This window comes from Candidatus Eisenbacteria bacterium (assembly GCA_018831195.1).
GTDB lineage: Bacteria > Eisenbacteria > RBG-16-71-46 > CAIMUX01 > JAHJDP01 > JAHJDP01.
Window position 1 is genome coordinate 1 of the sequence record JAHJDP010000005.1, and the last position, 7,822, is coordinate 7,822.

A 7,822-nucleotide genomic window follows, 5' to 3' on the forward strand; every position below is an offset into this window, starting at 1 on the left:
GAGGGATTGGCGCTTGGGATCGGGGTAAAGATACCAACGAGCTTGAATTCCGAGGGCGCCGTCGATTACGCTTTTGTTGATCAGGGTGATCTAGGGGGAGTTCATCGGATCTCAATCGACTTCCGTTTCTAGATCCCCGGTGGTGAGACTGATTGGAGGCGCTGGTATAGTTTCCCTCCCGGCCTGAATCCGGTGGGAGGGTGGAAAGGAGACCCATGCGCATCAAAACCCTCGCTGAATTGTCTATTGAGAACAAGGATGTCCTGGTTCGGGTGGATTACAATGTTCCGCTGAAAGATGGCAAAGTCGGTGATGACACGAGATTGCAGGCAAGCCTGCCCACGATCCGCCGGCTTTTGGGGCCTGCCCGGCGGGTCATTCTCATGTCGCATCTGGGGCGGCCGAAGGGGAAGAGAGTCCCGGAGATGAGTCTGGCCCCGGTGGCCAAGGTCTTGGAAGATTTGCTCGGTCAGCCCGTCCGCTTCGCGCCTGATTGCATTGGAGATGAGGTTCAAGCCATTTTAAAAGACCCCCAAACCCCACGCGTTGTCCTTCTGGAAAACCTCCGTTATCACCCTGAAGAGACCGACAATGACGAAGGTTTCGCTGCGGAGCTGGCCCAATGGGGTTCGGTCTATGTCAATGATGCCTTCGGGGCGGCTCATCGAGCGCATGCCTCCACTTATGCGGTGGCCAAGCTCTTTAAGGAGAGGGGGATGGGGCTCCTTATGGAAAGGGAGGTTGCGGCCCTGGCCTCTCTTCTGGAAGCGCCACGCAAACCCTTTGCCGCGATCCTGGGTGGAGCAAAAATCTCAGGCAAGGTCGATGTCGTTGAAAACCTTCTCCCCATAGCGCAACACATCCTCATCGGTGGCGCGATGGCTTTCACATTCCTTCGAGCCCGCGGGCTGAAGACCGGTTTAACTTTGGTTGAAGAGGACCGGATCGCTATGGCCGGCGAATTGCTGGAAAAGGCGGAGGCGAGCGGGGTGGAATTACTGCTACCCATCGATGCGGTCCTGTCCCAATCCGCCGAAAAGCCCCAGGCCGTGCGAACCAGACCTGTTGAAGAAATCGCTGGGAATGAGATGGCGGTGGATATCGGACCGAAATCGACCGATCTATTCCGGCGGACGATCATGAAAGCGGGAACAATCTTCTGGAATGGCCCCATGGGGATCTTCGAAGTTGAAGAATTCTCGAAGGGGACACTGGCGGTCGCGCAAGCCCTGGCCGATGCGACCGGCGGGCCTCTGGCCACCACAACCGTCGTTGGGGGGGGCGACTCTGTTGCCGCCATCAAGAAGCTGGGTTTGGCTGATGCCATGACCCACGTGTCCACCGGGGGCGGGGCGAGTCTGGAGTTCATCGGAGGACGGGAACTCCCGGGCGTTGAAATTCTTGAAATGAATTAGAGCCGTAACATATTATAGATTAACGAGTTAATAGAGGAGGTGGTTGTGTCCGCAAGGCAAATCATTGCTGGAAATTGGAAGATGCACAAGACACTCCGAGAGGGTCTGGATCTGACTCAGGGCATTTTGGAGGGTTTGCGGACCATCCCGCCGCACAGAAGTGTACTCGTTTTTCCACCAGCGACCTTACTTCATCCGATCTCACAGCGCATCGGCGACAGAAACCTTGATTTGGGGGCACAGGATCTCTCGTGGGAGCGGCAAGGGGCTTTTACCGGAGAGATCTCCCCGCTCCAACTTCTCGATGCCGGGTGTTCATGCGTTCTCGTGGGGCATTCCGAGCGGCGCCATGTGATCAAGGAGAGCGAGGATCGGATCCGTCTAAAGCTCAAATCGGCCTTGGAAAACGGCCTTAGAGCCATCCTATGCATCGGGGAGACCTTGGAGGAGCGGGAGGCGGGAAAGACCGGGGATATTCTCACCACACAGCTGGCCTCGGCCTTGGAGACGATGAAGGAACCCCCGAACTCCGGATTTCTGACAGTCGCTTATGAGCCGGTTTGGGCGATCGGGACGGGGAAGACAGCAACCCCCGAACAGGCGCAAGAGGCGCACGCCGCTATCAGATCCCTCTTGATAGGCCGATGGGGTGACCCCGGTGGCGAAATTCAGATCCTTTATGGCGGGAGTGTCAAACCGGAAAATGCGGGGGAGCTCCTGAGCTTGGAGGATGTCGACGGGGTTCTGGTCGGGGGAGCGTCCCTCGAGGCGGCATCATTCCTTGGTATCGCCAGAGCTTAGCCGGGTTGGCCCTTGTCCGTATGAACTGATCGCTGAACGCTGGAAAGAGTTGCCGGATTTCCTGTTCTGCCCCTTGACGGCGAGCCACACTCCGTCCTAATCTCAGGTCTTTGGAGACGAGGAGATAAGTATGTTCGCATTTTTGATCGTTTTGCATGCGCTGATCGCTCTGGCCTTGATTATCGTGATCCTGCTGCAGTCGGGTAAGGGTGGTGGTTTATCTGGAGCCTTTGGCGGTGGTGGAGGCGCTCAAACCGTCTTTGGTGGCGCTGGGGCGGCAACCTTTCTCAATAAGGCGACCGTCGGTCTGGGTGCGGCCTTCATGTTGTCGAGTTTGACCATCGCGATACTCGCCGGCGGCATTGGGACTTCAGGGCCGAAAAGTGTCCTTGAGGAGACAGGTCCAGGCATGAATAATGCGGCTCCCGTTGAGCAACCGGGGGATGAGGGGATGGTTCCAGGAACCGAGCCGGCCCTGGATGTGACGATACCTGTCACCGGTGAGCCGCCAGCCGACGCACCGGGCGAAACACCCATCGGCGCACCGGAAGAGGGATCGGGCAATGTACCGGGCGACACGCCTCCGCCGAGTGGGAACCCAGAAGACCCACAGTAATAGCGGGATGAAAAGAGATTATTTTTTACAGGGCCGGGATGGTGGAATTATGGTAGACACGCACGCTTGAGGGGCGTGTGGGGCGACCCGTGCGGGTTCGAGTCCCGCTCCCGGCACTGTTCCTTTGATCACGGAATGTTAAAGGGCCTCCTTTCTGCGGAGGTCCTTTCGATTTGATCCAAAATCCAGCCTGAATTCCCTTTTACTTTTGCCTATCCATGGAGTTGAGACTTCAGTATGATATATACGAATAAATTCGCTGAAGACTAGCTTCGCCCAGAACCCCCGGTTGGGAGGATGAATTGGGAAGGTTGGGCTCTATAGATCTTGGAGGTTTGGCCATGAGGAGATGTCCGGCTCTTCTTTTCATTTTCCTGATGTTGACATTCAATCTGAGCTGCTCCGAGGATGGCTCGACAGAGCCGGGGGGCTCAAATAATGGCGGCGATGATTACACATTGGCGGAAACCGCGACAATCGGCCCCCTTGGTGGGACGATGGCGACGGAAGATTTTTCGCTTACCATTCCCGCGGGCGCCTTCAATTTGGATGTCAAACTCGACCTCTATGTTTCTTCGGAAGCCGATCCCTTTGGGGATCATGGGACAACGATGAGTTTCCGCCTGGAAGGCCTGCCCGACGATTATGCAGAGCCTCTGGAGCTTTCGATCAAGTCGGAAGGATCTCTTTCAGGCGACCTTGCCATGGGGATTGGTGAAGAGATGCTGTTGCCTGAGTCCGACTCGACAGCAGTGGTTTACGATTTAGTGACCGCCGAGGAATCCTCAGGTTATCTTGTTTGTACATTGCCGGTAGATGAGGCGCCGCCGAAGGCGAATCACAAAGCGGGTGGAAAAGCAGTTCCAACGACCAAACATCGGTATTACACGGGGGTTTTCGGCTACGCCACCTATGTTCGATCTGATCACTTTGTCATTTGCTATCCGGCGAGCTATCCCGCTTATATTGATCTGATAGTGCCGCTCCTCGAAGATTCGTACGATGCGATCCTCGATCAGGTTGGTTTGCATTTCCCTGGGTATAATTTCAGGAAACCCCTGAAGGTTATCATCTTTCAGCCGGCCCATGAGCTGCATGCCAAGATCTACTTCAGCCAGGATCAAACGGGATATGTACCGGTTCTTTATGTCGATCCCCTCAGTCTGACACAACAAAATTCGCCCGCGGTACGGCTCAAAGTCGGTCACGAACTCCTTAAGGCGGCACAAAATCTTTATATATATGCAGCCACAAATCCTCCAGCGGACCCGGCTTACTGGTGGTTTCATCGCTCTCTTCGATCTTGGGCGGAGGAACTCTTTGCGGATGATTCCAATTATACGAAACCAGCGGGCTTTGACACCAATCCCATGGCGGCCTTCGGCGGTCTCCAGGCGCCCGGGCAGGGCCTGGTCAATGGGTTGAAGCACTCCCATGGGATGTCAGCGGTCTTCAAATACCTCATGACCGATCCGGGGTTCGGCCCGGGAGGGATATTCGGCGTTTATTATCGAATGATGACCGAGAATGTAACGTCGCTTGATGCGCTCGATGAAAAGATAGAGTCCCCACTGGAAACTTGGTGGCCGGGATTCTTTAAAAAGTATATGGATGGCGAACTCTATGCGGTGAATGTCGACCTGTTCAAAGATCTGGAGTCAGGCGCCTGGGACATTCAGGGGCCGGATGATTCTCCGGCTGAGTTTTATAGCCGTTACGGCATTGGGAATTATCCCGACCTTTCCGCAAGGATCTTCTCCGTCGGGCTCACCTCCTATGATTTTGACGACGACGATGTGATTAAATTTACCGCCACAAGCCCCACCGTCGAGCAAGATTTTCTGACGGTGCTGGCCTATGCCTGGAAGCCGGGCGATCTCCTCTATATCGGTCATGCTTCGGCTTTACAGATCGGCGATATTCCGATTCTCACCGATGCGGGTTATACAGATATTTTGGCGGTGGTTGTCAATAGTGATGGTGTCCCGCCCTTCACAAATACGGCGGAAGTCGATCTACTGATTGAGCTGACCACCGAGGCCCCTCTCACGCATGCGCAGATCGCGGCCGGCAATATCCGTTGTATGTACAGAGATGAGTACTCTGATACGCCGGAACTGAATAATGATCATGAGGGTCATTATTGGACGGGGAATATCCCCGTCGCGATACAGGCTTCTCAAACAGCAGAGAATACCTGGATCGGCGGCTGGAATCGAATCGTGAATGAAGGCGAAGTTTATAAGGGATCCGTCGAAATTGTTCTGGATGAGACCCGCGATACCATCCTCAGCGTTACCGTACACACGGAGTATACTGATGAGGTACATGAATACGAGAAGGTGATGGACTTGTCGGCCAAGAATATCGGGCGGTATTCGGATTATTGGCAGGTGGAGGGAGATGAAATCATTGCAAATAATGAAGTCACCCTCGAGTCTGTCGAGATCGGCGGCACAAAAACGACCTCGGTTCTCTATATAACGGAGGGTCCGGACGCCCTGATTTTTGTGAAGTTGTATTAAAGAGCAGGGTGTCTTTTGTAGAAGGGCCGCCGGGATCGGGGGCTCTTTTGCATGCGAGCCTCCGGCCCGGGCGCGCGTGATCCCGCCGCGTTGCGGATCGATCCGCTGCTGATTGACCCACACCCTTAAGTCTGCTACCATAAACTTATTGCCGGGGGTTGTGATGACGCCATGACTGTGCCTGTACCGATGAACGTCATTGAAGTTATGGGGGATGATTGCCATGACTCGACGTCTGCTGTTAGTGATGGCTGTATTCCTGGCTTCCTTCAGCGGGATCCATTGCTTCCCGGCTCCCGGTCAGGATGGGAGTGATCGCAAGGCCAACAAACCACCCACCATACAGATTACCGCCGGTGTCGTTGATTCAGCTGAAGTCGATTATCGGATCGATTTTGCGTGGCAGGGCTATGATGACGACGGATCGGTCACGGCCTACGAGTACGCCATAGACGACACAACGCTCGAAGAGACCTGGCAGTGGATTGAAGAGACCGGGAAGAGTTTCAAATTTCAAGCCCCGATCCCCTCGGATGACCCCGAGGATCCGCGGTCTTTTGGATGGCATCGTTTTTTTATCCGGGCGGTGGATGATGATGAAGCCCGCTCCTCAATCGATTACCGTTTCTTTAATGCGAAGACGATCGCTCCCGAGACGCGGATTACCGGTGTAGAGAGACAGGGATGCCGCACTTTTCTTTATCGATGGGAGGGGGAGGATCTGGATGCCTCCGATCCGGAACTCAACCCGGAATTCTATGAGTACAAGCTGGTACATTGGAATCTTGGTGAAGATCCCATCGAGGCTCTCTTGACGGGTGAGAACCTTCTTCTTGAGGACCAGGAGGGCGGAGATGGGACATGGTGGATTCGGGTGTCATCTGAAACGAAGGAAGCGCTGATCGAGGGGCAGGCAATAGGAGCCATCTTAATCTTCGGGGTTCGGGCCATTGATGAGGCCGGGGCGGTCGAACCCTCACTGGAGGTAGGGGAGAATTATCTCCCATTTGAAGTCACTGCTGAGGAATGTCAACCGCTTGTGACCGTTTTGGAGGGGATGTCGGGAGCGCATACCTTTCCAAACGAAGGGGAGAGATGGAATCTCGAAGTGAATGCCGACCGGCCGATTCAATTTTCATGGATTGCTGATTTCTCTCACTATGGCGGTTGTATCGGCAGCGTGAATTACGGTTTCGACATTCCCGATCCCGGAGATGAGCATGCCGATGCCCCGGATGGCATCGGCGGATGGATCGGGTGGAGTCATTGGGACCAGGTGCAGACGCCGGTCTCTTATCCTTCTTATGAAGATGGAAGAATTCATCATTTCTATCTGAAGGTGCGCGAAAGCAGCAATGATCCACGCTTCGAACGATTCTGTTGGGTGCAGATGAAGGTTGTCGCCTTTCCCTTTCACAAAACAGCCCTCATCGTTGATGATGCTACGATACGGCCTAATATGTATGGATCTGATTCAGAACATGATGCCTTTCGAAGCAGGCTTTTTCAATGCCTGGATGAGTTTACCGAACCAGGCGAGGAAATCGGAATTTTCAATATATTTCACGCTAATGACGGGGGGTTCAATCCCGAACGATTGCCGCTGGAGCTACTCGCAAGCTACAAACTCGTCATCTGGAATAGTTTCTTTTTCGGAACGCTTTCATCGGGTTTAAACGACAATGAATGCGAAAATCATAATCTCAGCAGATATCTGGCGGCGGGCGGCCGTCTTTATCTTTATGGATCCAAGGTGATCGGCGGCCTGGCCGGTGATAATTACGGTTACGGAGAGAATGGATTATGCCCGAATTTCCCCTGTGTCGAATCACCGGCCTGGGATGAAGACTCTTTCATCTGGCGCTTCCTGCACCTCACCAACTGCGTGAGAAGCCCATCGAGTGAATCACTGCAGGTGGACGGATGGGTGGGGGCGCAATCCGTTAATCCCGTTTACCCCGACATCAGCCTTAACACGGACGTTTGGGATCCGTGGGAACCCCGCGCCGATGATGGGCAGCCGATCGGTGGAATGCCCTGGTTCGAAGTTTATAGGGCCGCCGGCTGTGTTCCCAGCCGACAGGAAGCGGGTCTGGATACGATCTATGTGGCCAAAACCTTCAACTATCAGGGTATTCCATCGGAACTCGAAGGGCATCCCTGCGCGCTCCGTTATGAATCAACGCCAGAGGATTCGGCCCTGGGATTGGATCAGGGGCGCGTCTTCCTGCAGATGTTTCCCTTCTTCCCGGCCGAGGAGTCACAGGCGATTGAGGCGGCGTGCAAAGCGCTGACCTGGTTGATGACCGGCCGTGATGAATAGGTTGTGCTTCGAAGATTGCATTTGGCGTGTTTCCTGCACACCTAGCAGGGTATGTCGAAATGTCGAACCTATTTCAAGCCGCCGCACTGTCCCAATCCGCATTGCCGGTATCACAAGAAACCGGAGGGGTGGAGCTATAAAA

General features: G+C 54.4%; 5 protein-coding genes and 1 tRNA gene. All 6 read left to right on the forward strand.

Features of this window, described 5'->3' with window-relative positions; genetic code table 11:
* Positions 1–215: 215 nt before the first annotated feature.
* Positions 216–1,415, forward strand: a complete 1,200-nt coding sequence (locus KJ970_00985; GenBank protein MBU2689476.1) for a phosphoglycerate kinase — start codon at positions 216–218, stop codon at positions 1,413–1,415.
* Between the two features lie 39 nt (positions 1,416–1,454).
* Positions 1,455–2,216: a triose-phosphate isomerase gene (tpiA, locus tag KJ970_00990; protein MBU2689477.1), complete on the forward strand. Its 762-nt coding sequence runs from the start codon at positions 1,455–1,457 to the stop codon at positions 2,214–2,216.
* A 130-nt stretch (positions 2,217–2,346) separates the two neighbouring features.
* On the forward strand, positions 2,347–2,832 hold the full coding sequence (gene secG, locus KJ970_00995; protein MBU2689478.1) for a preprotein translocase subunit SecG: 486 nt from the start codon (positions 2,347–2,349) through the stop codon (positions 2,830–2,832).
* A gap of 32 nt (positions 2,833–2,864) precedes the next feature.
* Positions 2,865–2,948, forward strand: a tRNA-Leu gene (locus KJ970_01000).
* Between the two features lie 225 nt (positions 2,949–3,173).
* The gene (locus tag KJ970_01005; GenBank protein ID MBU2689479.1) at positions 3,174–5,357 is read left to right on the forward strand and encodes a hypothetical protein; all 2,184 of its coding nucleotides are present in this window, start codon (positions 3,174–3,176) and stop codon (positions 5,355–5,357) included.
* Positions 5,358–5,580: 223 nt separating this feature from the next.
* Positions 5,581–7,680, forward strand: coding sequence for a hypothetical protein (locus KJ970_01010; protein ID MBU2689480.1), 2,100 nt, complete (start codon positions 5,581–5,583; stop codon positions 7,678–7,680).
* Positions 7,681–7,822: the final 142 nt, after the last annotated feature.